21 protein-coding genes and 1 pseudogene are annotated in these 26,199 nt (G+C 53.6%); 14 read left to right on the forward strand and 8 right to left on the reverse strand.

Annotation, left to right across the window (positions count from 1 at the left end; all coding sequences use genetic code 11):
* The first annotated feature begins 151 nt into the window (after positions 1 to 151).
* Entirely contained in the window at positions 152 to 1,930 is a 1,779-nt protein-coding gene (locus RCF31_RS04125) for a hypothetical protein (protein WP_416412592.1), read from the forward strand.
* A gap of 45 nt (positions 1,931 to 1,975) precedes the next feature.
* Entirely contained in the window at positions 1,976 to 3,760 is a 1,785-nt protein-coding gene (locus RCF31_RS04130; RefSeq protein WP_416412593.1) for a hypothetical protein, read from the forward strand.
* Positions 3,761 to 3,911: 151 nt separating this feature from the next.
* Here the strand turns inward: RCF31_RS04130 and yjfF are convergent, their stop codons facing one another.
* From yjfF to ytfQ, 4 genes are read right to left on the reverse strand one after another with little or no spacing between them, the layout of a single operon-like run.
* Positions 3,912 to 4,901 carry a galactofuranose ABC transporter, permease protein YjfF gene (yjfF, locus tag RCF31_RS04135; RefSeq protein ID WP_299452640.1) on the reverse strand — a complete coding sequence of 330 codons (990 nt, stop codon included), beginning with the start codon at positions 4,899 to 4,901 and terminating at the stop codon, positions 3,912 to 3,914.
* Positions 4,898 to 5,914 (reverse strand): galactofuranose ABC transporter, ATP-binding protein YtfT, encoded by a 1,017-nt coding sequence (ytfT, locus tag RCF31_RS04140; RefSeq protein ID WP_299452638.1) that lies wholly within the window; start codon positions 5,912 to 5,914, stop codon positions 4,898 to 4,900. Before ytfT ends, yjfF begins: the two co-directional genes overlap by 4 nt.
* Complete coding sequence (locus tag RCF31_RS04145; protein WP_313687189.1) at positions 5,907 to 7,427, reverse strand: sugar ABC transporter ATP-binding protein; 1,521 nt, start codon at positions 7,425 to 7,427, stop codon at positions 5,907 to 5,909. The genes ytfT and RCF31_RS04145 overlap by 8 nt, the downstream gene beginning before the upstream one ends.
* 54 nt (positions 7,428 to 7,481) lie before the next feature.
* Complete coding sequence (gene ytfQ, locus RCF31_RS04150; protein ID WP_299452632.1) at positions 7,482 to 8,438, reverse strand: galactofuranose ABC transporter, galactofuranose-binding protein YtfQ; 957 nt, start codon at positions 8,436 to 8,438, stop codon at positions 7,482 to 7,484.
* Positions 8,439 to 9,110: 672 nt separating this feature from the next.
* On the opposite strand from ytfQ, the gene ydgT reads away from it, so the two are divergent.
* The 11 genes and pseudogenes from ydgT to RCF31_RS04205 all read left to right on the forward strand — a co-directional run bounded on the left by ydgT (position 9,111) and on the right by RCF31_RS04205 (position 18,890).
* The gene (ydgT, locus tag RCF31_RS04155) at positions 9,111 to 9,326 is read left to right on the forward strand and encodes a transcription modulator YdgT (protein ID WP_041525780.1); all 216 of its coding nucleotides are present in this window, start codon (positions 9,111 to 9,113) and stop codon (positions 9,324 to 9,326) included.
* A 108-nt stretch (positions 9,327 to 9,434) separates the two neighbouring features.
* Positions 9,435 to 9,878 (forward strand): DUF2569 domain-containing protein, encoded by a 444-nt coding sequence (locus RCF31_RS04160; RefSeq protein WP_299452625.1) that lies wholly within the window; start codon positions 9,435 to 9,437, stop codon positions 9,876 to 9,878.
* A 123-nt stretch (positions 9,879 to 10,001) separates the two neighbouring features.
* Positions 10,002 to 10,583, forward strand: a complete 582-nt coding sequence (gene rsxA / locus RCF31_RS04165; RefSeq protein ID WP_021185190.1) for an electron transport complex subunit RsxA — start codon at positions 10,002 to 10,004, stop codon at positions 10,581 to 10,583.
* A complete protein-coding gene (gene rsxB / locus RCF31_RS04170) occupies positions 10,583 to 11,161 on the forward strand; it encodes an electron transport complex subunit RsxB (RefSeq protein WP_416412594.1) in 579 nt (192 codons plus the stop codon). Before rsxA ends, rsxB begins: the two co-directional genes overlap by 1 nt.
* Positions 11,154 to 13,187: pseudogene (rsxC, locus tag RCF31_RS04175) on the forward strand (electron transport complex subunit RsxC); the annotation flags it as partial. The gene rsxB and the pseudogene rsxC, both read left to right, overlap by 8 nt.
* Positions 13,188 to 13,214: 27 nt before the next feature.
* Complete coding sequence (gene rsxD / locus RCF31_RS04180) at positions 13,215 to 14,273, forward strand: electron transport complex subunit RsxD (protein WP_299452615.1); 1,059 nt, start codon at positions 13,215 to 13,217, stop codon at positions 14,271 to 14,273.
* 3 nt (positions 14,274 to 14,276) lie between these two features.
* A complete protein-coding gene (gene rsxG, locus RCF31_RS04185) occupies positions 14,277 to 14,909 on the forward strand; it encodes an electron transport complex subunit RsxG (RefSeq protein WP_084874392.1) in 633 nt (210 codons plus the stop codon).
* The gene (locus tag RCF31_RS04190; RefSeq protein ID WP_313684906.1) at positions 14,902 to 15,603 is read left to right on the forward strand and encodes an electron transport complex subunit E; all 702 of its coding nucleotides are present in this window, start codon (positions 14,902 to 14,904) and stop codon (positions 15,601 to 15,603) included. The genes rsxG and RCF31_RS04190 overlap by 8 nt, the downstream gene beginning before the upstream one ends.
* A complete protein-coding gene (nth, locus tag RCF31_RS04195) occupies positions 15,600 to 16,232 on the forward strand; it encodes an endonuclease III (protein WP_084874386.1) in 633 nt (210 codons plus the stop codon). The genes RCF31_RS04190 and nth overlap by 4 nt, the downstream gene beginning before the upstream one ends.
* An 8-nt stretch (positions 16,233 to 16,240) precedes the next feature.
* Positions 16,241 to 17,200 (forward strand): zinc-dependent alcohol dehydrogenase family protein, encoded by a 960-nt coding sequence (locus RCF31_RS04200; RefSeq protein ID WP_416412596.1) that lies wholly within the window; start codon positions 16,241 to 16,243, stop codon positions 17,198 to 17,200.
* Positions 17,201 to 17,249: 49 nt separating this feature from the next.
* Positions 17,250 to 18,890, forward strand: coding sequence for a membrane-targeted effector domain-containing toxin (locus RCF31_RS04205; RefSeq protein WP_416412597.1), 1,641 nt, complete (start codon positions 17,250 to 17,252; stop codon positions 18,888 to 18,890).
* A 45-nt stretch (positions 18,891 to 18,935) separates the two neighbouring features.
* Here RCF31_RS04205 and RCF31_RS04210 read toward each other — a convergent pair whose 3' ends face one another.
* The 4 genes from RCF31_RS04210 to betI form a co-directional block, all read right to left on the reverse strand.
* Positions 18,936 to 19,625, reverse strand: a complete 690-nt coding sequence (locus tag RCF31_RS04210) for a CTP synthase (protein WP_416412599.1) — start codon at positions 19,623 to 19,625, stop codon at positions 18,936 to 18,938.
* A 139-nt stretch (positions 19,626 to 19,764) separates the two neighbouring features.
* Positions 19,765 to 21,408, reverse strand: coding sequence for a choline dehydrogenase (betA, locus tag RCF31_RS04215; protein ID WP_416412600.1), 1,644 nt, complete (start codon positions 21,406 to 21,408; stop codon positions 19,765 to 19,767).
* Positions 21,409 to 21,450: 42 nt separating this feature from the next.
* On the reverse strand, positions 21,451 to 22,917 hold the full coding sequence (gene betB, locus RCF31_RS04220; RefSeq protein ID WP_299452594.1) for a betaine-aldehyde dehydrogenase: 1,467 nt from the start codon (positions 22,915 to 22,917) through the stop codon (positions 21,451 to 21,453).
* A gap of 9 nt (positions 22,918 to 22,926) precedes the next feature.
* Complete coding sequence (gene betI / locus RCF31_RS04225; protein WP_299453183.1) at positions 22,927 to 23,532, reverse strand: transcriptional regulator BetI; 606 nt, start codon at positions 23,530 to 23,532, stop codon at positions 22,927 to 22,929.
* A 161-nt stretch (positions 23,533 to 23,693) separates the two neighbouring features.
* Here betI and betT point away from each other — a divergent pair, with 161 nt between their 5' ends.
* The gene (gene betT / locus RCF31_RS04230; RefSeq protein ID WP_416412601.1) at positions 23,694 to 25,709 is read left to right on the forward strand and encodes a choline BCCT transporter BetT; all 2,016 of its coding nucleotides are present in this window, start codon (positions 23,694 to 23,696) and stop codon (positions 25,707 to 25,709) included.
* Positions 25,710 to 26,199 lie beyond the last annotated feature (490 nt).

The raw sequence follows: 26,199 nt of genomic DNA on the forward strand, positions 1-26,199 counted from the left end.
TTATGTTAGAAAGAAAAAACTGCACCGCAATACATTCAGATATGCATTGCGGTTTTTCTCATGAAAAAATCCCAGCGCCCTCAGGAAGGAATAATGTTTAATGCCATAGCAGGCTCACAAAAGAACTGCGTCCTTCAGGAGAGAATTAAATATGGACCCTATTGGAAATATCGCAGGCGCCCCCCTTCAGGTTGAAGAGGCACAGGCCGCTCCATCCCCCACCATCAATATAAGTCAGTTGGCGAACCGCAAAAATTATGACTTATCCTCGTTTTATATTGATAAAAATACGCCGATAAACTTTCAACAGATTGATTTCAATGATTTATCGCATAAAAAATCATTTGATAAATTCTGCCGCGATGCGTTGGAAGTTATGCGAGTTAACTTAAAAGAAAAATATCAGAACAATACTTACCCCCATGCTACGATCGATGAATATATCAAAGCCAAAAAATATCCTTCTGCACGCGGCAAGGATTTTTACCGTTCGGAGTTCGATTTCAACGGTAAAACCGTGATGGCGCACGGCGCTAATCTGGCGGTAGTTTTGTATTCCGTGATCAACTGTAATCTAAAAATTGTTCCCGCCATTAAACAGCTGAAATTACTCGGCATGATCCATCCTTATATTAAACTCACTAACGAGGAAAATTTTTATCAGCTTTGTTCTCAGGTACAAGTCAACCTGCTAAATATGAGAGACTGCTCATTCCATGATGTGAAGCTGCTTGCTAATCAGACAGCACAGAATAACGATGCGTTTTTTGACTCAATACCGGTGGTTATCATTGGCAATGGAACCGGGCAAGGCGAATTCTTCGCCAATATGGATGCGCAGGGCACCACGAAATGTCTCGACATCCGTATATTGTCATGTCGGGATAATAAAGATAAAGACATCATACTCAACTGCCTTCAGCAAATATATGACGTGACAAAAAATGACCAAATAAAAGCAATCCGCGTCTGTACCTATGCTGAACTCGATAACACTTTATGGAAAAAAAATGCCCACGGATGGCCAGATATTGGCTATGTTCTGGCAAGCAGCGATACAATAGACACACATGCAAAACCGGCATTGAACCTGAACCATATTGAAAATAATTTGCCAGGTTTGTTGTCACTGTTTCACATAGACAAAAGCACACCAATATCCTTTGATAAACTGGATTTCAACGATATCCGCCACAGAACGCTGTCAGAAGAATTTATGAGAGTCGATCTGGAGGAGATACGTCAGGAATTCGTCAGAAAATATGCGGATGACCGGTTTCCCTATAAAACGATCAGAGAATATCTGGCCTACACGTCCCCGCCAGGGCCAGACGATATCGATTATCGCCCCGATGCCTTTGATCCGCATGATGATGATAATGTCGCCCACGGCACAAATCTGGATGTGGTGACACACGCCATTATTAACTGTGGCCTGCAACTGGTGCCGGGCATCACCCAGTTGCTATTGCTGGGTAAGCAGCATGACATCACCTATAAAGCCGACCCCAAATTAACCTGGCTGCTGAACGTGGCGGTACGCGCGACAGCACTCAGAGCGTTACACAGCAACTTTAGTGATGTCGAGCAGTTTGCCGTTGATGCTGCGAAGGAAAATACCAATATCCTGAGTTCCATCCCGGTGGTAGTGATTGGTGAGGGGATCAATGAACGTGATATGTATGCCGGTCTGAGTAATGAATTCGCTTACGCCAGAGTGAATATCTGGATTCTGGCGCTTAAGGGCGAAATTGATAAAAGAATTGTGATGGAGTGGTTTAAAAAAGTCCGTGATGTGCTGGGCATTGAGGAAATCAATTCATTAATGTTTTGTACCCTTCAAGATATTAGCGATTGCCGAAGGAAAACAGGCCGTGCAACGCGCCCCGATCTTGCTGCACTGATGGAAAAAAGTCATACCCTTGTATAATTTATTGCATCAATTCGCCGCAACAAAATCAGGAGAACGTAAACGATGGACGTGAACAGATATACAACAAGCCCGGTAAGTCAGTCGGTCATTGAATCAGTACCCGGAACATCCCAATCGACGATCAATGTCAGCCATGTCGAAAACCAACCCACTTATGACTTGTCCTCTTTTTATATTCCTATGAGTACCCCCATCGCATTCGATAATTTTGATTTTAATGATCTGTCGTACGCAAATATGTGGGCCGGAGGATGGAGAGAGGATATGGCTGCGCTACGTCAGGCATTAAAAGAAAAGCATGAGAATAAAACCTATCGCCACGCTAACGTGGGCACTTATCGTCAGGCAAAACATTACCCCGCTGGCAACAGCATTGATCACCGGCCGGCGAAGTGGATTCTTACCGGCAACAATCGGCTGGCACATGGCACCAATGCTGCGGTGGTTCTCTATTCCGTCATCAATTGCAATCTACAAATTGTCCCGGTCATTAAGCAACTGAAGTTGCTGGGCATGGAGCACCCCTATATTAAAACGCTCAGCGAGGGTAATTATTATAAACTTTGCAAGGGTGTCAGGGCCAGCCTGTTATCGAGTATATGCAGTTTTCGTGACGCACAGGAACTTGCCAAAGCAGCAGCACAAAATAACGAAACTTTTTTTTCATCTATGCCTGTGGTTGCCTTTGGTGATGGTATTGAAGCAGGTCGTCTATATCAAAATGTTGATAACCAAATTGCGACGAAGAGGTTGAACATCCGCGGATTGGCATGCAGAAACACGCAGGAAAAAAACATCCTGCTGCAATGTCTCAAAGAAATCTATGACACAACAAAAAATGAAAGAATCAAAGAAATACGGGTTTGTACCTTTGATGTTCTCGACAACACCATTCTCAAAACAGACAGTCTGAGAAGACCCGATCTCGCCTATGTACTGGCCAGTAGTGATACGATAGAAACGCTGTCACACCCCACTTTGAATTTGACCCATATTGAAAATAATCAGGCAAACTTATTAGCTGATTATCATATCGCCAAAGATACGCCGATCTCGTTTGAAAGTTACGATTTCAATAATGATGCTGTTCTCCTCCGTTTTCCGCCAGGGCATATCAGAGACGAAATAGAGACAATCCGCCAGGGATTAATCAGACAATTTGCCGATGGCAATTTCCCTTATAAGACGGTGGGCGAGTATCTTTCCCATGTTCGTACGCCACAGCCCGGCACCATCAATTACCGCCCTGCTATCTTTGATCCCCATGCTGAGAACAACGTGGCGCATGGCACCAATCTGGATGTGGTTACCCATTCAATTATTAACTGCGGTCTGCAACTGGTGCCGGGCATCATGCAGCAGTTGCTGTTGGGTAAACAGCATGAATACACCAGTAAAACCAACCCGGAATTGGCGTATCTGCTCAGCCTGGCGGTTCGCGCGACAAAGCTCAGGTGCACAAGTAGCCACTTCCATGATGCCGAAGAATTTGCCCGCAAAGCCGCGCAGGAAACCACTAACCTGCTGAGTTCCATGCCGGTGGTGGTAATTGGCGACGGCATCGATCAACGCAACATGTATGCCAATCTGGATAATGAGTTTGCTTTCGCCAGAGTCAATATCTGGTTGCTGGCATTGAAAGACGAGACGGACAAAAGAATCGTGATGGATTGGTTCCGCGCAGTCAGAGAAACGCTGGGCATTGAAGCGATAAATCAATTGATGTTCTGTACCTTCGATGACATTGACAACTGTCACTGGGAAAATGGCTATCCGGTGCGACCGAATCTGGCGGCGCTGATGGCAAAAAGTCACACCATTACCTAGAGTTGCGCGATAAATCGCGCCGCTACGGATACACAGACCCGGAAAAAACAGGAGGCCCGGTTGGGCCTCCACAACGGTGTTTCACAAAGATCGTCGCAGCGGACGGTATTCCAGAAACATCGTCACAAGCTTCCCTAATGGTGGTGCAAGGCTACGAGGATGATAACCGTTTTACTGGCGCGTTCTGCTGGCGATCCCACATCACTGTCAGCAGGCGTTGCAGCGCGATAAAAGCAAATAACAGAATGCCGATGGCGATTTTGGTCCACCAGGAACTCAGGGTGCCGTCGAAGTTGATCCAGGTCTGGATCAGCCCCTGAATCAACACGCCAAACAGCGTGCCGAGTACCGTACCTACGCCACCCGACAGCAGCGTGCCGCCGATCACCACCGAGGCGATGGCATCGAGTTCCACCCCTAATCCTGCCAGCGCATAACCCGCCGAGGTATAGATAGAAAACACAATGCCTGCCACCGTCGCCAGCGTGGTCGATAACATGTAGATTTTGATGGTGGTGGCACGCGTCGGGATCCCCATCAGCTGGGCTGAGGTCAGGTTGCCGCCGATGGCATACACCTGATTACCAAACCGCGTACGGTGCGCCAGCAGGATGCCGCCAATCACCACCACCAGCATAATGACTGCCAGCAGGCTCAGACGCCCGCCACCCGGGATTTTCCATGCCAGGCTCGACAGCGTGGTATACAGCGGATGGTCGATGGGAATGGAGTTTTCCGACACCAGATAGCTGCAACCGCGCAGGAAAAACATCCCGGCCAGGGTGATGATAAACGCCGGGATTTTCAGCGCATCAATCAGCCAGCCCATCATGGCACCAAATGCCGCGCCCAATGCCAGAATCAGCGCAAACGCTAGCAGCGGATCAACATGATAATCCCCGATCAACCGGGCGAGAAACACACCGGTAAAGGCGATCACCGCGCCCACTGACAAGTCAATCCCGCCGGACAGGATGACAAACGTCATCCCGACGGCAATGATGCCGAGAAAGGCGTTATCGGTCAGGATATTACAAATCACCCGCGTTGAAGCGAAGCCGGGAAACTGGCTGAGACAGAACAGATACCCGGCGACAAACACCAGCAGGGTAATCATCAGGGGAAGATGGCGTTTAATCATGATGGACGTCTCCGTTTCAGCATAGCGATAAAGCGTGGTGACTGAATCAACAACACGCACATCACCACAATCGCTTTCACCACCTGGTTCAGTTCGGGCGGGAATCCTGACAACAAAATCCCGGTATTCATTGACTGAATAATCAGCGCACCAATCAGCGACAGCACCAGATTAAAACGCCCGCCCATCAGCGATGCCCCGCCAATCACCACCGCCAGAATCGCATCCAGCTCCAGCCACAGACCGGCGTTGTTGGCGTCCGCGCCACGAATATCTGCGGCGACAATCAGACCCGCCACCGCCGCACAGACACCGCTGATAACGTAAGTGGACATCACCACCAGCCAACCGGTGACACCGGCATTGCGCGCCGCACGCAGGTTGATCCCGACCGCTTCGATAAACAACCCGAGCGCGGTTTTGCGCGTCAACAGCCACACAGCCAGCGCCACTACCAGCGTTATCCACACCGGTACCGGCAACAGCCACAATGACCCGCTGCCAAACCACGCCAGATTGTCATTATCGAAGGTGACGATTTGCCCCTGGGTGATCAGCTGCGCGACACCGCGCCCCGCCACCATCAAAATCAGCGTGGCGACGAACGGCTGGATACGTAACAGTGCCACCAGCACCCCGTTCCACAAACCGCATGCCAGACCGGTGCCGAGCGTCGCAAGAATCACAAAGGATAAACTGTGTCCTGCCACGGTGAGCGTTGCCGCCGTGGCCCCAGCGATTGCCATCACCGCCCCCACCGACAAATCAATGCCGCCAGTGGCAATCACCAGCGTCATCCCCACCGCCAGCAACGCCACTGGCGCTGCGCGGTTGAGAATATCGATCGGGCTGCCGAACAGGCGGCCATCCTGCACATGCACAGCAAAAAAGTTATTGGCGACCAGGCTATCCACCAGCAGCACCAGGATCAGGGCAGCGATTTGCGGCATGCCGGGAGGCAGTTTCGGTTTACGCCGATTGGTTTTTTCAGACGTCATATCGGATTCAAGCATGTTGTGCTCCTCCGTGGGCGATGGCGTTGACAATTGACGCCACCGACAGCTGCTCGAGTGGGATTTCCGCCACCTGTTTCAAATCACGCATAATCAACACGCGATCGGCGTAGCCCACCAGTTCTTCGAGTTCAGAGGAGATAACCAGCAGCGCCAGTCCATCGGCGCACAGGGATTCAATCAGACGAATAATCTCGGCATGGGCACCAACATCGATACCACGCGTCGGCTCGTCGAGTATCAGAAACTGGGGTTTAGTCACCAGCCAGCGAGACAGCAACACTTTCTGCTGATTACCGCCGGACAATAACTCAACCGGTTGATCGGCATTCGGTGTCCGTATCCCCAGACTTTTAATAAAGCGATCGGCTATCGCCTGTTGTTCACGCTTTTTAATCGGACGCAGCCAGCCGCGCTGCGCCTGCAACGCGAGGATAATATTTTCCCGTACCGACGCCTTACCAATAATGCCGTCGGTCTTGCGGTCTTCCGGGCAGAACCCCATGCCCAGTTTGGAGGCTTTTGCCGGGGTGCGAATCTGCTGCACTTTGCCTTTGATGGTGGCAGTACCGCGATCGGCACGGCGGATACCAAACAGCACTTCGGCGGTTTCGGTACGCCCTGAACCTAACAGCCCGGCCAGCCCAACCACTTCTCCTGGCCGCACCTGCAAACTGAACGGCTCGATGGTGCCCTTCTTACCGTAATCTTCAAACGCCACCACCGGTTGATTGCTGCGTAAGGTACTGCCCTGACGCTGTAACGCATTCTCCAGCAGTTCACGCCCCAGCATCAGTTTGATCAACTCAATACGCGGCAGTGAGGCGGTATCACGGGTGGCGATAAACTGCCCGTTACGCAGCACCGTGATGCGGTCGGTGATGCGATAGACCTGATCCAGAAAATGGGTGACAAAAATCAGGCTCATCCCTTTGGCTTTCAGTTGCGCCATCAGGGCAAATAACATTTCGACTTCGCTGGCATCGAGGCTGGCGGTGGGTTCATCGAGGATCAACACCTGCGCCGAGAGATCTACCGCCCGGCAAATCGCGATAATCTGTTGCATCGCCACCGAGTAATGGCCCAGCTGCCGTGTCACATCCAGCGCAAAACCGTATTTACGCATCAGCGCATCGGCATCGCGCACCATGCGCTTGCGATCGATCATGCCAAAACGACGTGGTTCGCGACCGATATATAAATTATCCGCCACCGACATGTTCGGCAGCAGGTTCACTTCCTGGTAAACGGTGCCAATCCCCATCGCCTGCGCATCGCCGGTATTGTGCGGCGCGATGGTCTGGCCATTAAGGGTAATCACCCCGGCATCGCGGGTGTAAACACCGGTCAGCACTTTAATCAGCGTCGATTTACCGGCACCGTTCTCTCCCAGCAGCGCCATAATTTCGCCTTTACGGATGCTGAAAGAAACGTTATCCAGCGCCTTAACGCCCGGAAAACCTTTGCTGACGCCGCTGATGGTCAGCAGTGCTTCTTCTTGTGATGTACTCATACGGATCTGCCTCGCCTTACGTCATGAAAACCGCCCCGAAGGGCGGTGCGGGGATCAGTAACCCATGCCTTTTTTCTTATCGAGTTGCGCCTGAGCATCAGCAGGCAGGAAGAGTCTTGACTCGGTGCGAATGATTTTCGGCGGCTGGGTGCCGTCTTTTTTCAGTTTTTCCAGCGCATCAAAGGCCGGGCCTGCCATGTTTGGCGTCAGTTCGACGTTTGCGTTGGCTTCACCGGCCAGCATCGCTTTGTAGATATCCGGTACGCCGTCAATTGAGCCGGTCAGGATATCTTTGCCCGGTTTCAGGCCCGCTTCTTTAATGGCCTGAATAGCACCGATAGCCATATCGTCGTTGTGCGCGAACACCATGCAGATGTTTTTGCCGTTGTTCTCAGCCTTGATAAAGCTCTCCATCACCTCTTTACCTTTACTGCGGGTAAAGTCACCGGACTGCGAACGGATTATCTTGATGTTGGGGTGTCCGGCGATCGCTTCAGCAAAGCCTTTCTTACGGTCAATGGCCACGCTGGCACCCACCGTACCCTGCAATTCCACCACGTTACACTGCTTGCTGCCGATGGTTTTCACCAGCCAGTCGCCGATCAATTTACCTTCCAGCACGTTATCCGCGGTCACTACTGACTCATACAGTGACTTGTCATTCACGACGATGGCACGGTCGAGCAGGAAGACCGGAATTTTGGCATCTTTGGCTTCTTCAAGAACGGGTTCCCAGCCAGTTTGCACCACCGGCGCGATAAAGATGGCATCCACACCCTGAGCGATGAACGAACGCACCGCTTTGATTTGGTTCTCCTGTTTCTGCTGACCATCAGCGATCTTCAGCGTGATGCCACGCTTTTGCGCTTCACTTTTTGCCACGTTAGTTTCCGCTGAACGCCAGCCGGATTCCGAACCAACCTGTGAGAATCCTACTGTCATATCAGCAGCCAGAACCGGGGCGCTGATAGCGGCGCTCACCATGGCAGACAAGAGTAAACGTTTCCACATAATTTCATTCCTCTGAAGGGAGTGTGCTGTAGGGGGTACAAACGCGGTTTAAGCCTGGCGTAAAAGTGCGTCGCTGAGAGCGACCTGCTTCACAAAATAGAGTGAATTAAAGGGGTTACGATGAGATAACAGGCAAAATCCTGGTTAGAGTTATGGACAAAACGCCTGGTACTTTTCGTCAATGCCGTTAAATAAATGTAATAAAGAGAATCGCTTATGCTGCATTATGCTGGAAACGATTACAGACACCGCGTAAATAATGGTTATGCTGCCTGGGGGAAAGGAATTGATCGTTTTGTGACTGCCCGCACAGTTCGAGATGTATGGTTTCAATCTGTGTACATAAATTTATCGACCGGTCGATAATAATCCGCAAATTCAGTTGAGCGGCTGGCAGGAAATAGCGTTATAAAACGCAAATAATAACGCTGACTATTTTCTGCCATCCTGAAGGATGGCTTTACTCCATCGCCTGAATAACCAACGTAAATTGGGTTTAATTGCACCATAACGAGGCGCATTTAATTGTGTAAACGGTAAAAAAGTGTCTTTTGGTGCGCGGAATGGCTTACTTTGTCTGATTTTTGCATTTTTTTATGATTGGTGTATGGACTCTGGCACCGTGCTCCCTATACTTGGCGCTTCCCTGTTCTTTATTTTTTAATGGCAATCATGACTGCGCTCGATTACCTGCTGAAATTCCGTAAAGTGAATAATCTTGAGAGTCTGGAAAAACTCTACGACCATCTTAACTATTCACTGACTGATGATAACGAAATCATCAATATGTATCGTGCTGCCGATCACCGTCGCGCCGAACTGGCTTCCGGTGGCCGTCTGTTTGATCTGGGCCGCGTGCCTAAATCTGTCTGGCGCTACGTGGTTTAATACGTTTCAACTTCCTGCTTTCCGTTACTATTGCTTTGTCCAGGTCGGGCGTGCCCCGTTTGGACATGATACGCTTACGGCCCTAATCCCGGTAACTGGACTTTTTCGATGACTGAACAGGTGAATCCACCACGTATAGCTGGCTGGTTATTATTTCCGCTGGCGTGGCTGATTATGACCATGCTCACCAGCGCACTGGTGGTGGCGATGTATCTCAGCCCGTTATTCAACCCTGAACTGCGCACCACATTATTCTCGCACGGTGGCATCCTGCTGACGCAATGGTCGGTTTCACTGCTGACTGCCGGGCTGGTGTGGGCCTACAGCATCTGGGTTTGCTGGATTTTCTGTAAACGCTCACAGCGTTTGCCGCGTCACTACATTCTCTGGCTGCTAATGACGGTGTTGCTGGCAGTAAAAACCTTCGCTTTCACGCCGGTATCCGATAGTAAAGCAATCCAGACTTTACTGCTGTCGCTGCTGGCAGCGGCGGTATTTGTTCCCTATTTCAAGCGTTCTAAACGCGTGAAACAGACGTTTATCCAGCCGTAATGGCGCAAGTTTCGTCAGGAATTTAATTCTGAGTGCTCTCAACCCCACTGTAAACGCCGCCTGGGTTGAGATGCAGCTCTCAATTCCGGATAATAGACGCCTTTCGGCTTCCCAGGTTTCGTCATGACCGATTATTTACTGCTCTTTATTGGCACCGTGCTGGTGAACAACTTCGTATTGGTAAAGTTCCTTGGACTTTGCCCGTTCATGGGTGTGTCAAAAAAACTGGAAACGGCCATCGGCATGGGACTTGCCACCACCTTCGTGATCACGCTGGCCTCCATTTGTGCCTGGCTGGTTAACCATCTGATTCTGGTTCCGCTCGATCTGGTTTATCTGCGTACCATGGCCTATATCCTGGTGATCGCCGTCGTTGTGCAGTTCACCGAAATGGTGGTGCGTAAAACCAGCCCGTCCCTCTATCGTCTGCTCGGTATCTTTCTGCCGCTGATCACCACCAACTGTGCGGTGCTGGGCGTGCCATTGCTGAGCGTCAACCTGAACCACACCTTTTTGCAGGCTGCGCTGTATGGCTTCAGCGCCTCACTCGGCTTCTCGCTGGTGATGGTGCTGTTTGCCGGTATTCGCGAACGCCTGGTGCTGGCCAATGTGCCCACCCCGTTTAAAGGTAACTCCATCGCCCTGATTACCGCTGGCCTGATGGCGCTGGCGTTTATGGGCTTTAGCGGTCTGGTGAAATTCTGATGACCGCGATTTGGATAGCTATTGCCGTATTAAGTGCTCTGAGCCTGGTATTTGGCGCCCTGCTCGGTTACGCCGCGCGTCGTTTCGAGGTCGAAGAAGACCCGATTGTTGAACAGATTGATGCCATTCTGCCGCAAAGTCAGTGCGGCCAGTGCGGCTACCCTGGATGCCGTCCGTATGCGGATGCCGTCGGTAACAACGGCGAAGCCATCAACAAATGCGCGCCCGGTGGCGAACAGACCATGCTGAAACTGGCTGCGCTGCTTAACGTCGAGCCACAACCACTGGACGGCGGTGAAGAGGTACTGGCCCCGGTGCGTACCGTTGCCTGGATTGATGAAGCCAACTGTATCGGATGCACCAAATGCATTCAGGCTTGCCCGGTAGATGCGATTGTCGGTGCCACCCGTGCGATGCACACCGTGCTGAGCGATGTCTGCACCGGTTGCGACCTTTGCGTTGCCCCTTGTCCAACTGATTGCATTGAGATGCGCCCGGTTGCCACCACCACGGCCAACTGGAAGTGGGATCTCGAAGCCATTCCTGTACGGGTGATCCCGGTAGAAAGTCATGCTTAATTTGCTCAACCTGTTCCGCAAAGAGAAGCTGTGGGATTTTCAGGGCGGCATCCATCCGCCTGAAATGAAAACACAGTCAAACGGTACGCCGCTCAGTCAGTTACCGCTGCCTGAACGTTTTATCATTCCGCTAAAGCAGCATATCGGCCATGAGGGCGAGATCTGTGTCGCACCTGGCGATCGTGTACTGCGCGGCCAGCCGCTGACCTTTGGCAGCGGACGTATGCTGCCCGTTCATGCGCCGACTTCCGGCACCATTGAAGCTATTGCGCCGCATATGACTGCGCACCCGTCTGGCTTGTCTGAGCTGTGTATCTTTCTCACTGCCGATGGCGAGGACCGCTGGACAGCGCTCGACCCACAGCCTGATTACCGTTCCCTGCCACGCGAAGAGGTGGTGAAACGCATTTTTGATGCCGGGATTGCCGGGCTCGGCGGTGCGGGTTTTCCGACAGCGACCAAATTGCGCGGTGGTCTGCGTGGCGTGAAAACGCTGATTATTAACGCTGCCGAGTGCGAACCTTATATCACCGCTGATGACCGCCTGATGCAGGATTGCGCAGCGGAAGTGCTGGAAGGCTGCCGTATCCTGGCCTGGCTGTTACAGGCCGAGCGGGTGCTGATCGGCGTGGAAGATAACAAGCCGGAAGCCATCGCGGCGCTGAAACAGGCGCTGGGCGGTGAACGCGATATGCAACTGCGGGTGATCCCCACTAAATACCCGTCCGGCGGTGCCAAACAGCTAACCAAAATTCTTACCGGGCTGGAAGTGCCGCATGGCGGCCGCTCCACCGATATCGGCGTACTGATGCAAAACGTCGGCACCGCCTGGGCGGTGAAACGCGCCATCATCAACGGCGAACCGATTACCGAACGCGTGGTGACGGTGACTGGCGAAGCGATCGCCCAGCCACGTAACGTCTGGGGTCGTCTTGGTACCCCGGTTAGCCACCTGCTGCATCATGCCGGGTTTACCCCAGGTGCGCGCCAGATGGTGATCATGGGCGGCCCACTGATGGGCTTTACCCTGCCGTCGCTGGATGTGCCGGTGGTGAAAATTACCAACTGTATTCTGGCTCCCTCGGCTGACGAGATGGGCAGCAATCAGGATGAGCAATCCTGCATCCGCTGCAGCGCCTGCGCCGATGCCTGCCCGGCAAAACTGCTGCCACAGCAGCTGTACTGGTATAGCCAGGGCGGCGATCATGACAAAGCACGCGCGCATCATATTGATGACTGCATCGAATGCGGTGCCTGTGCTTATGTCTGTCCGAGCAATATTCCGCTGGTGCAATATTATCGCCAGGAGAAGGCTGAACTGCGCGCCATCGACCTGGAAGCGAAACGCACTGCCGAAGCCAAAGCGCGCTTTGAAGCACGCCAGTCACGTCTGGAACGGGAAAAACTGGCGCGTGAAGCACGCCATGAACAGGCAAAACAGCGTGTTGCACGTAGCGATCAGGGTGAACTGGATGCTGCTGTCGCGCGCATCAAAGCACGTCAGACCATTACGCCTGAACAGGCCGCCGCAGAAAGCGAAGCGCGCCATGCTCAGGCGCTGGCACGTCAGGCGGAAACCCAGGCCGAAACTCAGGCACTGAGCCGTCAGGCTGGCGATCCGCGCAAAGCGGCGGTGGAAGCGGCCATTGCACGCGCCAAAGCGAAGAAAGCGGCCACTACCGAGCCGGTTAGCGAAGCCCCTGCTGAGGCGGTCGATCCCCGTAAAGCCGCCGTAGAGGCTGCCATCGCCCGTGCTAAGGCGAAGAAAGCCGCTGCGGCACAGCCAGCGATTGCCCCTGTTGAAGCACCTGCCGCAGAGCCGGTTGATCCACGCAAAGCCGCAGTAGAAGCCGCGATTGCCCGCGCTAAGGCGAAGAAAGCCGCTGCCGCCGCGCAACAGGCTGACGCCTCTGCCGCTGTTGATTCCCCGGAAACGGAGGCCGCTGCGTCTCCTGACTCCGCCGACCCACGCAAAGCGGCAATTGCCGCGGCGGTCGCCCGTGCCAAAGCGCGCAAACTCGCGCAGCAGCAGCCTTCGACGTTTGAGGATTAAATGGCTTTTCGTATCGCAAGTTCCCCTTATACCCATAACCGCCGCAGCACTGGCAATATCATGCTGCTGGTGGTGTTGGCTGCGCTGCCAGGCATGGCGGCACAATGGTATTTTTTTGGTGTTGGCTTTCTGATTCAGGTGGCGCTGGCGATTATCACCGCATGGGCAACTGAAGGCGCGATTCTGCGTTTACGCAAAACCCCGGTAGTGCCGACGCTGGCCGATAACTCGGCATTGCTGACCGCCCTGCTGCTGGGTATCAGCTTGCCGCCGCTGGCCCCCTGGTGGCTGGTGGTGATTGGTACGGTGTTTGCCATCGTGATCGCCAAACAATTGTATGGCGGCCTTGGGCAGAATCCGTTTAACCCGGCGATGGTCGGTTATGTGGTGCTGCTGATCTCCTTCCCGGTGCAGATGACCAGTTGGATGCCGCCGGATGCGCTGCAAACCATTAAACCGGGTCTGCTTGATTCCCTCAGTATGGTTTTCACCCATCACACGCTGGCCGGTGAAACCATGCAACAGCTGCAACTCGGTGCGGATGGCATCAGCCAGGCCACGCCGCTCGACACCTTTAAAACCGGTCTGCGCGCCGGACACAGCGCCGAACAGCTGCTGGCAGAGCCGATTTATCACGGCGTGCTGGCTGGATTGGGCTGGCAGTGGGTCAATCTGGGTTATCTGCTCGGCGGCCTGTTGTTGCTGGCAAAAAACGCCATCCGCTGGCACATTCCGGTCAGTTTCCTACTGTCGCTGGCGTTCTGCGCCACCCTCGGTTGGCTGTTTTCCCCGGAGTCGCTGAACTCGCCGCTGATTCATCTGTTCTCTGGCGCAACCATGCTGGGCGCATTTTTTATCGCCACCGATCCGGTGACGGCTTCCACCACCAATCGCGGTCGCCTGATTTACGGTGCACTGATTGGTTTGCTGGTGTGGCTGATTCGGAGCTTTGGCGGTTATCCCGATGGCGTTGCGTTTGCGGTTTTGCTGGCCAACATCTGTGTGCCGTTGATCGATTACTACACCCAGCCGCGCGTTTACGGCCATCGTAAGGATTAACCGATGTTCGAAACTATTCGTAAAAATGCGCTGACGCTGGCAATTTTCGCGGTGATCACCACTGGTGTCACCGCAGTGGTCAACTTTGTGACCAAGCCGACGGTGGATCATCAGACCGCGCTGCAACAAAAAAATCTGCTGGATCAGGTGGTGCCGACCGATATGTACGACAACCATATCCAGCAGGAATGCTATCTTGTCACCGATCCGGCCCTCGGTAACGGCAAGCCGCATCATCTGTACCTGGCGCGTAAAGGCAACACGCCGGTGGCTGCCGCACTTGAGACCACCGCGCCGGATGGCTATTCTGGTGCGATTGAGATGCTGGTCGGTGCCGATTTTCACGGTAAAGTGCTGGGCGTGCGTGTGATTGAACACCATGAAACGCCCGGTCTTGGCGATAAAATCGAGCTGCGCGTCTCAGACTGGATCAACAGTTTTAACGGCAAAGTGGTCCACGGTGCCGACGACAAGAATTTTGCGGTGAAAAAAGATGGCGGTGAGTTTGACCAGTTTACCGGTGCCACCATCACCCCGCGCGCGGTGGTCAATGCCACCAAACGTACCGCGTTACTGATTGAAACCCTGCCAGCGAAACTGTCTTCGCTGCCCGAGTGTGGAGAGGCAAATGAGTGAAGCGAAAAACTTACTGATCGGCGGCCTGTGGAAAAATAACTCTGCACTGGTGCAGCTGCTTGGACTCTGCCCGCTGCTGGCAGTGACATCTACTGCCACCAACGCCCTCGGTCTGGGTCTGGCGACCACGCTGGTGCTGACCATTACCAACAGCGCTATTTCCGCCTCACGTCGCTGGGTGCCAGCCGATATCCGTATCCCGATTTACGTGATGATCATCGCCTCGGTGGTGAGCTGCGTGCAGATGCTGATCAACGCTTACGCCCACGGTCTGTACCAATCCCTCGGCATCTTTATTCCGTTGATTGTGACCAACTGCATCGTGGTGGGCCGTGCCGAAGCCGTCGCTTCAAAAAGCAGCGTTCCCCTTTCGGCGCTGGATGGCTTTGCTATTGGCATGGGGGCTACCTGCGCGATGGTGACGCTCGGCTCGATTCGCGAAATCATCGGCAGCGGTACGCTGTTCAACGGTGCCGACCAGCTGCTTGGTCCCTGGGCCAAAGTGCTGCGTATTGAAGTGGTGCATTTTGATTCGCCGATGCTGTTGGCAATGCTGCCACCGGGCGCATTTATCGGCCTCGGCATGCTGCTGGCGGCCAAATATCTTATCGACCAGAAAATGAAGCAGCGTGCAGCCAATCGCGCGACGGCACCTGTGGCTGAACCTCAGGGCCAGGCGGAGAAAGCAGTGTGAATCAGGACAAACGCGTACAAATTCTGACACGCCTGCGCGATGAAAATCCCCATCCCACCACCGAACTGAACTTCACTTCACCGTTCGAGTTGTTGATTGCGGTGCTGTTGTCGGCGCAGGCTACCGATGTCAGCGTCAATAAAGCCACCGCCAAACTTTATCCGGTGGCAAACACCCCCGCCGCCATCCTGGCGCTGGGGGTGGATGGCGTGAAGGAGTACATCAAAACCATCGGCCTGTTTAACAGCAAAGCGGAAAACGTCATCAAGACCTGCCGTATCCTGCTGGAACAACACGGCGGTGCCGTACCGGAAGATCGGGCCGCGCTGGAAGCGTTACCTGGTGTCGGACGTAAAACTGCCAATGTGGTACTGAATACCGCCTTTGGCTGGCCAACTATCGCCGTCGATACCCATATTTTCCGCGTCAGCAACCGCACGCGGTTTGCCCCTGGAAAAAACGTCGAAGAAGTGGAAGAAAAGCTGCTAAAAGTGGTACCGAAGGCTTTTAAAGTCGATTGCCACCACTGGCTAATCCTGCACGGTCGCTACACCTGTGTGGCACGTAAACCGCGTTGCGGTTCCTGCTTGATTGAAGATCTCTGCGAGTTCGACGCCAAAACTGAGTAAGGGCTGCCATGACCACGGCTGAGAATGTTGCATTAATTTTTCGGCAGTTTGGCAACCCCCTTGATGTCCTCGCCTGCGAAAATCATCCCCTCGCGCCACCAACGCCCAGCACGTTACTGCGCGTTCAGATGCAGTTTGCGCCGGTTAACGCCTCCGATCTCATCCCCATTACGGGTGCCTATCGTCATCGGGTAACGCCGCCCCGGGTGGCCGGTTATGAAGGCGTCGGTACGGTGATCGCCGCCCCTGCCGCCTGGCAACATCTGCTCGGGAAACGGGTATTGCCGCTGCGTGGCCCTGGCACCTGGCAACGCTTTATTGATATCGACCCGGTGCTTGCGGTGCCGGTACCGGATGATATCGATAGCCCGCTTGCCGCCCGCGCCTATATCAATCCGCTGGCGGCGTTACTGATGTTGCAACACTGGTCCCCTGCCGGAAAAGATATTCTGCTGACTGCCGGAGGTTCGACCTGTGCACAGCTGCTGGCGCAGTGGGCGCATAAACGTGGGGCGCGTCGTGTCACCGTCATTTATCGCGCACCTCAACATGCGCACACCTTGCAACGGTTGGGTATCCATGCGGTGCAGCAGGATAGTCAGGATGAGATCCGCCAGCTGGCAGCAGGAACCGATTTGGTATTTGATGCAGTCGGTGGGACGTTGGGTCAGTTGATCTGGCAGACATTGCCTGCTGAGGCGCATTTCGTTGCCTATGGCGTGCTGACCGGTCAGCCGGTGCGCGTCAATGCTTCCATGCCCGCTTTACATTGGTTTCATGTGCGGCATTATCTCGACGCCCTGACACCGCAGGCGTGGCAGCAATTGTTTGTCGAAATCTGGTCACTGTTGCGTGTGAGTGAATGCGGGGAGGTCACAGTTTTTCCGCTTGAACAATGGCAGAATGCGATCGCCTTTTATTACCAGTCTGGTCGTGAGAGAAAACCGCTACTGCAAATACAGCTCTGACGTCAGACACTTAGTTTGTGCTTCCTGATAAAAAGAAAGGATCTCTTTTATGGAAAACAACCGTATTGCGCTTTTACGCTCAGTCACACCAGCATCCTCACCATTACCCCCCTCGATTCAGCGACCGTTGCTCGTCACAGCCGCGAGGAGTCTGACCAATCTTCAGCTACAGCCCTCATCTTCCAGTCCGCAGTCGCTCTCTGCCAGAATGGATAACCCCCTGCTGCGTCGGGATAATTCTGCTAATTTGAGCCGCGCAGCAACACGCCCCACGGCCATTAGTTCTCTGTCGCCACACATGTCAAGGAGGCCTACCCCCTCCGCCCGCATCAGCCTGGCGCATTCCCCCCGCAGCAACCCTTTTGGCCCCCGGCAACTTTTACCCTCTCATTTAATGAGTCTCCCCCAACGTAAGAAGACACAGTGTATACACCCCACTGCCAGACTGACTTCACTACCAACTGCCATTACCCAGCCATCAACATCTTCCGCTTTACCTGAGAGACACACATTCAACCAGACGGATTACGAAGTACCTGAAAAAAACAGAATAACCATGAGGAAACTAATACATCAAAAACACGGACTTAGTATTGAATATGGTGAAGCAGACCATTCACAACAGCAAGTCAAAATGGATTTTTTTACCAGCAGAGATAATTTATTGATAAATGCGACAACGCAGCTTCCCAACATATTCCAGAGACAAAAAAGGCCAGCAATACCCGATTTAGCAATAAATGATTCACCACATACCTGGATTAAAAAAATATACAAAAATGCAGATGGCATGGTCCTGGGAGAATTTCATGGTGACTCGGGAAGTAAAAAGTTTCTGATAAAAAATATGTCATTTTTAAAACGACATGGCACTAACACGTTATATATGGAACATTTATTGACAGACATGCATCAAAACGAACTGGATCTGTTTTTTTCATCCAGGACTAAAACGATCCCTCCCGGGTTAAAAAATCACCTTGAATGTCTGGATAAGGGTTTTGGTATCAGGAGTAAATACAATTTTCTTAAGTTGGTAAAATCTGCAAAAGATAATGGCATCGAAGTGAAAGCGCTTGATGCGGCCGCCAGCTATCATATTAATAAAGGAAGCACTGATAAAAACTGCCGGATTAGTATGATGAATTATTATGCGCAGGGCGTGATTAATGATCATCAGGAAAAGCACCATGGCAAGTGGGTTGCCTTAGTAGGAAATCAACATGTCAATACTTTTGAAACAATCCCTGGTCTGGCAGAGTTGACAGCCGGCATTGGTATACGGGTAAAAGAGACACATTGTAAAACAAACGTTATCCAACCAGACAAGGGCGAGATTTCATTATCTGCATCGTCGAGTGGTCCACATATGACATATAATTTTATCAAATCGGACTTTGTCCTGATGACTCCCGCTAAAAAAGATCTTAACGGCAGATTATCAGAAACCGAAATCAACAAACGTCTTAAAACCGGAGACTTTACCCTCGATACGGAAAGGTCAATGTTGAAGCATCGTTCCAGGGATGGCTCTGTTGTCAATACACCGCTTAACAGAGATGCGGAAGGAAACTGGTTTGTTAGCAAACCGGACTGGAAAAGAATCAATAATAAGCCTTATAGGTTTATTCAGGATTTGATCAAAGATTTGGAAGGAACGATGAATATGAAACTGGTGTATAGCCTGTAGCAACAAAGTTGCGGCGCGATATATCAGACATCGCGCCGCCAGAAATTAACCCATTGCTGCCTGCAACCACGCCCCCACCAGCGGTGACAGACGGTTTTGCAGCGCTGCGCGTTCTGACTGGAACAACGTGGCAATAAAGAACGGATGATCGTTCAGTTCAATACCGCGTACATCCCCCTCAAGATCCCATGAGGTGATTTGCAGATGCTGCGTTTCCAGCGCCTGGCTGAACTCCGGGTTAACGCCAAAGTTGCAGTGATAACCCTCATCACTTTGCAATGCATCGTAAGCCCGGGCAATACGCGAACCCGGTTTAAAGGTCACTTCACCGCGTTGCTCCACCAGTGAACAGCTGAGGGGAGCAATCACCCAGCGCCCCTCTTTATCCGTTTCCGCATGGGCAGCATCGTCCCAGCCCAGCACATTACGGGCATACTCAATGACCGCATACTGGAAGCCACCACAGGAACCGAGGAAAGGTTTGCCGTTTTCACGCGCCCACTGAATGGTAGCAAACACACCGGCGTCGTTTTGATATGGACTGCCCGGTACGACCCAGATCGCATCGTAGTCGGCGAAGGCAGGTATATTGATCTCGGGAGTCGCGATCCAGTCGGCGGTGACGTTGAGGTTAAGGTGTTGTGCGGCAAGCTGAACAGCGGGAGGAATGGCCTGGTGCGCGACGGCACTGGCACGGTAATCGCCAACAAGGGCGACACGAACTGACTGCGTCATGGTAACGTCCTTTCTGGGAAAAAAGAAGGTTACAGCAATGCGGTTTAGATGTCATGTCGCGGCGCAATTTATTGTGCTGGGTTAACCGGCACCGTGCACAAAATAGCGCGATCAATCGCGCCGCGACGGCTCCCTGCGGTTATGACTGCACGTAATAATCCGCAGCCGAACGCGCTAGCGGCGTACGCCCACGGATCGCATCAGCGATTTTTTCCGCCATCATCACCGTCGGGGCATTCAGATTCCCGGTGGTGATTTGCGGCATAATCGAAGCGTCAACCACGCGCAGCTGTTGCATACCATGCACGCGCCCCACGTTATCCACCACATCCATTTCGCCGTACCCCATGGCACAGCTGCCACAGGGATGGTAGGCGGTTTCGGCATGCGAACGGATAAAGGCATCGATCTGCTCATCACTTTGTACTGCCAGGCCAGGCTGAATTTCGGCACCGCAATACGCCGCCAGCGCTGGCTGGCGCATGATTTCGCGAGTCAGCCGTACCGCAGCACGGAACTCCTGCCAGTCACGATCTTCTGACATGTAGTTAAAGAAGATTGATGGCGCAGCATAAGGGTGTTTCGAGGTCAGTTTCACCCGGCCGCGACTCATGGAACGCATCGGTCCGACGTGCGCCTGGAAGCCGTGCTCCTTCACCGGGCTGCTTCCGTTGTAGTTAATCGCCACCGGCAGGAAATGATATTGCAGATCCGGCCAGTCCGGCTGGTCGTCGCTGCGAATGAAGCCTCCCGCTTCAAACTGATTGCTGGCTCCCACGCCGCTGCCTTTCAGCAGCCATTCGGCTCCGATTGCCGGTTGATTCCACCACTGTAACGCCGGATAGAGGCTGATAGGCTGCTTACAGCGGTACTGCATATAAATTTCGAGGTGATCCTGCAAATTACGTCCCACGCCCGGTAGCGCGTGCACCACATCAATATCCAGCTCGCTCAGCCACTCTGTTGGACCCACGCCGGAACGCTGTAAAATCTGCGGTGAAGCGATAGCACCCGCACATAACAACACTTCGCGCTGCGCCTGGGCTTCGTGCGGCTGGCCTTTCACCTGCCAGCGCACCCCGGTCGCGGTTTTCCCATCGAACACAATATGATCGGTTTGTGCATGGGTGATGATGGTTAAATTCGGGCGCTGCTTCGCCACATCCAGATAACCGCGTGCGGTGCTGGAACGACGTCCCTGCGGCGTGACGGTGCGATCCATCGGGCCGAAACCATCCTGACGATAGCCATTGAGATCGTCGGTTTCATGGTGTCCGGCCTGTTTAGCCGCATCGATAAAGGCACGGTACAGGCGATTGTTACCCGCTTTGGCGGTGGTGACGCTGAGATAACCCTCGCCCCCATGATAATCATTCTCCCCGATGTCACGCTTTTCCGCCTTGCGGAAGTAAGGCAGGCAATCGGCATAGGACCAATTCTCCAGCCCCGGCTTCTTCGCCCAGTTGTCATAGTCAAGCGCATTGCCCCGGATATAACACATGCCGTTGATTAGCGACGATCCCCCCAGCCCTTTACCACGGCCACACTCCATGCGGCGGTTATTCATGTTGGGCTCCGGGTCAGTCTCAAAGGCCCAGTTATAACGCTTACCCTGTAACGGATAAGCCAAAGCGGCTGGCATTTGGGTACGAAAGTCCCAGCGGTGATCGCGTCCGCCTGCTTCCAGTAACAGTACCGATACGTCAGCATCCTCGGTTAAACGGGTTGCCAGCACGTTGCCAGCGGAACCTGCGCCAATAATGATGTAATCAAATTTCTGCATTCAACCTCCAGATAACACCGGCGGCGCACCGCCGGTCACAACTCAAAATGCGCTTGGGTAGTCACCCAGTTCAATCAACACCGATTTGGTGCGTGTATAGTGTTGCAGCGTGGTAATGCCGTTTTCACGGCCGAGTCCCGATTGCTTATACCCGCCAACCGGCATCGGAGCAGGGGATTCACCCCAGCTGTTAATCCAGCAAATACCCGCTTCCAGCTGATGAATCACGCGATGGGCGCGGTTCAGGTCGCGGGTAAAAATCCCTGCGGCCAGCCCCAGCTCGGTGTGGTTGGCGCGGGCAATCACTTCATCTTCGTCGTCAAAAGTAAGAATGCTCATTACCGGGCCGAAGATTTCTTCACGCACGATGCGCATATCATCGCGACAATCACTGAACACCGTCGGTTCGATGTAACAGCCGCGCGCCAGCGGGCCGTCAACCACGCGATGGCCCCCGGTCAGCAAACGAGCGCCCTGCTCTTTACCTAAGCGCAGATAGCTTTCCACCTTGCGACAGTGCTGCTCGCTCACCAGCGGACCAAAATTCACTGTGGCGTCCGTGGGATCGCCCATGCGGATGCCCTGCATTTTCTCCAGCAGACGCTGCTCAAACGCGGCCTGCAAACTGCGCTGCACAAACACGCGGGTGCCGTTGGTGCATACCTGGCCGCTGCTGTAGAAATTCGCCATCAGCGCGCCGTCCACGGCACGATCGAGGTCGGCATCGTCAAACACGATTAACGGAGATTTGCCCCCCAGCTCCATCGTGACTTCCTTCAGATTCGCCAGCGCGGCATCTGCCATCACTCGCTTCCCGGTATTCACTTCCCCGGTAAAGGAGACTTTGTCGATACGCGGATGCTGACTCAGCGCCTGGCCCACTTCGCCCGCGCCCTGCACCACGTTAAACACCCCATCCGGCAGCCCGGCTTCGCTGTAGATTTTCGCCAGTTCCAGCGCGCTGAGCGGCGTGACCTCGCTCGGTTTAAACACCATCGCGTTACCCGCCGCCAACGCCGGGGCGCTTTTCCACAGCGCGATCTGAATCGGGTAATTCCATGCGCCAATACCGGCACAAACGCCGAGCGGCTCACGCCGGGTGTAGACCAGTGCGGTTTCGCGCAAGGGGATCTGCTCGCCCTGTAACGCCGGGGCGAGGCCCGCATAATATTCGAGCACGTCGGCACCGGTGACGATGTCCACCGCCGCTGTCTCGCTGATCGGTTTACCGGTATCTGCGGTTTCCAGCTCGGCCAGCACCTGATTGCGCTCACGCAGTAACGCCACCGCTTTCAGCAGCACCCGGCTGCGCTCCACCGGGGTGTAACCGCGCCAGATACGCTGCCCCTCGCGCGCAGTGGCGACGGCACGATCCACATCCTCGCCACTTGCCGCGGTGATTTCCGCCAGCACCCGGCCGTTCGCCGGGTTGATGCTGGTAAACAGCGGCCCGTTACCTGGGCACTCCTGACCATTGATATATAAGCCACGGCGCGGGATATCAGCCATGCGTCCTCCTCAGGATAGGGTTGCCCCTGCGGCGGCCAGCCACAGGGTAAGATTCTGATAACAGAGCTGACGGGCATGTGTCAGGCCCTGCTCCATCGGCTGCGGTGCCAGCGTCATGCGTAGCCACAGTCCATCAATTAATGCCGCCAGGCTGCTTCCTGCGGCCCTCGCCTGCTCATGCGGCATCACCCGGGCAAACTGCGCGGTAATATTCGACCACAGTCGTTTGTCGTTAATACGCTGCAAACGTTGCAAATTGTCGTGATGCAGGCTGTTGGTCCAGAACACCAGCCAGGTAGTGAGCACCGGCCCTTCCACCTGCGACAAATCGAAGTTGCCATCGATGATGGCGCGGATCTGCGCTTCTGGCGTGTCTGCCGCCAGCCGTCGCTGCCGTTCTACCGCCAGATAAAGATCGGCAAGGATTTGGCGCATACAGGCGTCAAGCAGACCGTTTTTGTCGCCAAAGTAATGGCTGACGATGCCGGTCGATACCCCGGCTTCTTTGGCAATCACCGCGATGCTGGCATCTGCCAGCCCCACCCGGTCAATTACCGTTAAGGTCGCCTGAATCAATTGCGCCTGGCGAATGGCTTTCATTCCCACTTTTGGCATGGTGTTCATCGGTTTTGTCTATGGAATGTGAAGAAGTGTAGTCTTTTTATATTGAACGTTCAATCAATAAAAACTACACTTTCTAACAACCGGGTAACAAACCCGCGTCACTGACAGGGATTTTTTGCATGGAAGCTTCATCGCAATTTTGAGGAAGAGACATGCTGGGGATGCAGGACCGGCTCGACAATCAGCCGGTCAGACTCAATAACGCGGTATTCTGGGGTGCCGCACTGATTATCGTGCTGTTTTCATCAGTGGTGCTGCTGTTTCCAGAGCAGGCCAGCGCCACGCTGGGACGGGCGCAGAGCTGGGCCTCTGCCACCTTTGGCTGGTATTACATGCTGGTCGTGGCGTTTTATCTTGGCTTTGTGCTGTTTATCGCCCTGTCGCGTTATGGCGACATCAAGCTGGGGCCGGACCACGCACGACCGGACTTCAGCTACGGCACCTGGGCAGCGATGCTATTTTCCGCCGGCATCGGTTCCGAGTTGCTCTTTTTCGGCGCATCTGAGCCGCTTGACCACCTGCTGCAACCACCACAGGGCGTCGCCGGTTCAGCCGATGCCGCGCGTGATGGCATGGTGCTGACCATGATGCACTGGGGTCTGCATGGCTGGGGGATTTACACCCTGGTGGCGATGGCGCTGGCTTATTTCGCCTATCGCCACAATCTGCCGCTGGCATTGCGCTCGGCGTTTTATCCACTGATCGGCGACCGCATCAATGGCCCGATTGGTCATGCGGTGGATATCTTCGGCATCGTCGGTACCCTGTTTGGTCTCGCCACCAGCCTTGGGATTGGTGTGATGCAGATTAACTCTGGCATCAGCTGGCTGACCGGTATCGCCCAGTCACACACTATGCAGGTGGTGTTGATCATCATCGTAATGGGAGCGGCGACACTTTCCGCCGTGAGCGGGGTGGATAAAGGTATTCGTCGTCTGTCGGAAGCCAATATGCTGCTGGCACTGCTGATGTTTGGCTTTGTGTTGTTTGCCGGACCTACCGGGCATCTGCTGAATACGCTGGTGCAAAACTTTGGTGACTACTTCACCAGCCTGCCGCGTAAAACCTTTGATCTTTATGCCTACAGTGGCAGCAGCAAAGATGACTGGCTCGGCAGCTGGACAGTGTTTTACTGGGCGTGGTGGATTGCATGGTCACCGTTCGTTGGCATGTTTATCGCCCGTATTTCGCGTGGGCGCACCCTGCGTGAGTTTGTGATTGGCGTATTGCTGATCCCGATGGGGTTTACCCTCGCCTGGCTCTCCGTGTTCGGTAACAGCGCGCTGTTGCTGTTCCAGCAGGGGATGAAAACTCTCGGTAATGTGGCGCTCAGCGATCCCGCTCAGGCGGTTTACCACATGCTGGCGACCTACCCGCTGGCGACACCGGTGATTGTGCTGGCGGTGGCCATCTGTTTCATCTTCTTTGTGACCTCAGCCGATTCCGGCGCACTGGTGGTGGCTAACCTCTCCTGCATGGGCGACAACGGCGGGGAAGATGCTCCCAACTGGCTGCGTATTTTCTGGGCCGCTGCGGTTTGCATCTTAACCCTGTCACTGCTGTTCGCCGGTGATTACACCGCGCTGCAAACCGCCGTAGTGCTTAGCGCCCTGCCGTTTTCGCTGGTGCTGGTGTTGTATGTGGTGGCAATGTATCGCGCGCTGCATCATGAAAAACAGCGTGACCGCAGCCGCTCCGTCGCCATTGCCGCGCCGATGATTAACGATCGTTATCGCCCCGGCCACACCAGCAGCTGGCGTCGCCGTCTCAACCGTGCCATCAGCTACCCCTCACGCGACACCGTGTATCGCTTTATGGATGATACCGTCCGTCCGGCATTGGGTAAGGTCTCGACGGTTTTGCAGGAAAAAGGGCTGGAAGTGGAAAGCGATCTGTCACCGCAGGATTTCACGCTGGGCATACGCGTGGCGCATGGTGATGAAGCGCCATTCCACTATGGCGTGCAAATGATTGGCTATGCCACCCCCACCTTTATGCGTGCAGGCAAGCATGTCAATAACGCCGCCAGCCGCTATTACCGTGCTGAGGTGCATCTGTGGGAAGGCAGCCAGGAGTATGACCTGGTAGGTTACAGCGAAGACCAGATTATCAATGACATCCTCGATCACTATGAGCGCCATTTGCAGTATCTGCATTTAGTCCGCTGATCCTGTCGTTCTGTATGCAAGTCGCCGTCATGGCGACTTTTTATGCGCTTTAATTCACCGCCGCAAACGTTTTCTTTTTTTTCGCATTTAATTAATTGGTATTTTTGTGCGCAGGATCAACAAATTAGCGTTCTGGCACCTTTAGGTGGCTTTTTGCGCTCAATAATCAATCTATTGTGCTCAATAATCAGACATATGCAGACTAATTTTTTGTTTATGTTTTATACAACAGTGATATGTGCTAAAAATAGGAATAATCGCAGTTTATGTCAGGAAAATGATCCCCAGGATCTGCAAACCAACCGATTATCCTGATATAATGATATTGTTCGGGATTTAACACTAATTAACAACTTTTTACTATTGCTTTAACCCTACCCTTAGCAGGTATTTCAGCGTGTAAAAAGTACTTGCCCTGCTGGTCTGATTCAGCCAAATTAGGCGCCGTTTTTCCTTTCTAATAACAATGTTGCGCAGGATTTACCCAGCC

Source organism: Pantoea sp. App145 (assembly GCF_047947045.1).
Classification (GTDB): Bacteria; Pseudomonadota; Gammaproteobacteria; order Enterobacterales; family Enterobacteriaceae; genus Pantoea.